Here is a 1532-nt window from a genome sequence, read left to right as displayed (position 1 = left end):
TTTGAGCATTTGCAAGGTGAGTGGTTAAAATCATCGCACTCTGGAGTTGTTCTATAAATATCTGGGGCCACATAAAAAGTGTGCCCCTCTTATTTTTTATTTCGCGCAATTCTATGGAACTAAAGTGAGATTAGTTTTGCTATTTATGTGTGCGTTGTTATTGATAGTGCGTAGGTTGGGCAGCCATGCCCAACAATGCTATTTAATTGCCAAAATGTTGGACATTGCTGCCCAACCTACTTGCTAAAAGAGCATCAAAAATTGGTTATGATAATAATTCTGCTTCTTTTGCAAGTAGTGGACAGGAAAGCGCAAGTTTTGATAGTGTTGACCCTGATACTGGTCTTACATTTCGTGTTTATATTTCGCGAGATTCTAATAGTGAGTTGGTTGTATATGGACATTTAAAATCTTCTGATTCAAGAGGAAATTAAAGTGCTGCATGATGATTATAATGATGATTTAGATCCGGCAAATAGAACAACTTTTGGAAGTTCGCATATCGCTGTTATGAAATGTTTTTGGGGAATTCTTAGAGAGCATTTTTCATACTCTGAGCAAGATGAGAATTTAGAAAAAAAGTATCAGGTATTCAATGATTTTTTAGATCCGTTGAACGAGCGGTGTTATTTGGAATATTTAAGCGAATACCATGATAGCTATACTATAACGGCCCAGTGGTATAGAGATCTGTTATACCCTGAGGACTTTGGGCAAGTTAACGCTATAAGTGAATTTCCCCGCGGCGAAAAATATTTAGTCCTGGCGCACTCGTTAGATTGGAATTTCTATGATGATTCAAGTCAGTATAAATTCCCGGCAGTTTTTTACTCACCTGTTGAAATGCAAATGTGGTTTCTTTGGGCTTTAAGAAAAAAAATGAGTTTTCAGCCAAGATTAAAGCCATTTTTTACCAAAGTTATAGAGGGTTTATTAGATGAAAAAGTGCTAATGGCTATATTTAAGCAAAAATTATCTGGTGAACTCAGTTGGGATTATGGGCCTGCTCGTATACACGAACCTGATTTTAATTTATGGCACCAAAGAGCCCGAGATGAAGCAATGAATAATTGGATTTTGCAGTGGCTAGACTAGTTACAAGCGATGGGTTAATGAGGGCTAACAGAAGTCTGAAAGTTTGTATTAATCATCTGCAAGGTTGTAATATCCGGTGATTCGTCCTTCCCTATGGTTTAGTTGCCAGTGATGAAATAAACCTCCACTCATTTCCTGTAATCGGCTGCGTAGACAGCCGGCTCTGTTTAACCAGCACCATATTTTCTAATTCAGTTTGCGCTTTAATTTCCGCAAGCGAAATCCGTCGTGGGAAAACTTTCGTAAGTTGAATATCCACCGAAACCCAGCGCGGGTTGTTGGGGGCGGCGAGATGATCTATGCCGTAGATATGGGGTTCAGCTTTCAACAGCCCATTGCTTTGCCATAGATCATCTTCCTTTCAAAGTGTTAATTTAGAACCATGCACTGGTGCGCTATTGACATTGTTGGTGGGGTTAGTGCGTAGGTTGGGCAGT

Annotated in this window: 2 protein-coding genes; one reads left to right on the top strand and one right to left on the bottom strand. The window is 39.2% G+C overall.

The features are described from left to right. Window positions 1-435: 435 nt before the first annotated feature. Window positions 436-1095, top strand: coding sequence for a hypothetical protein (locus tag A596_RS10635; RefSeq protein ID WP_039914680.1), 660 nt, complete (start codon window positions 436-438; stop codon window positions 1093-1095). 91 nt (window positions 1096-1186) lie between these two features. On the opposite strand, the gene A596_RS10630 is transcribed toward A596_RS10635, so the two are convergent. Beyond that, a complete protein-coding gene (locus A596_RS10630) occupies window positions 1187-1423 on the bottom strand; it encodes an EVE domain-containing protein (RefSeq protein ID WP_235425685.1) in 237 nt (78 codons plus the stop codon). Between the last annotated feature and the right edge of the window lie 109 nt (window positions 1424-1532).

It is taken from the genome of Cellvibrio mixtus subsp. mixtus J3-8 (genome assembly GCF_000766945.1).
Lineage (GTDB): Bacteria > Pseudomonadota > Gammaproteobacteria > Pseudomonadales > Cellvibrionaceae > Cellvibrio > Cellvibrio mixtus_A.
This window is presented reverse-complemented; position numbering and strand designations above follow the sequence as displayed.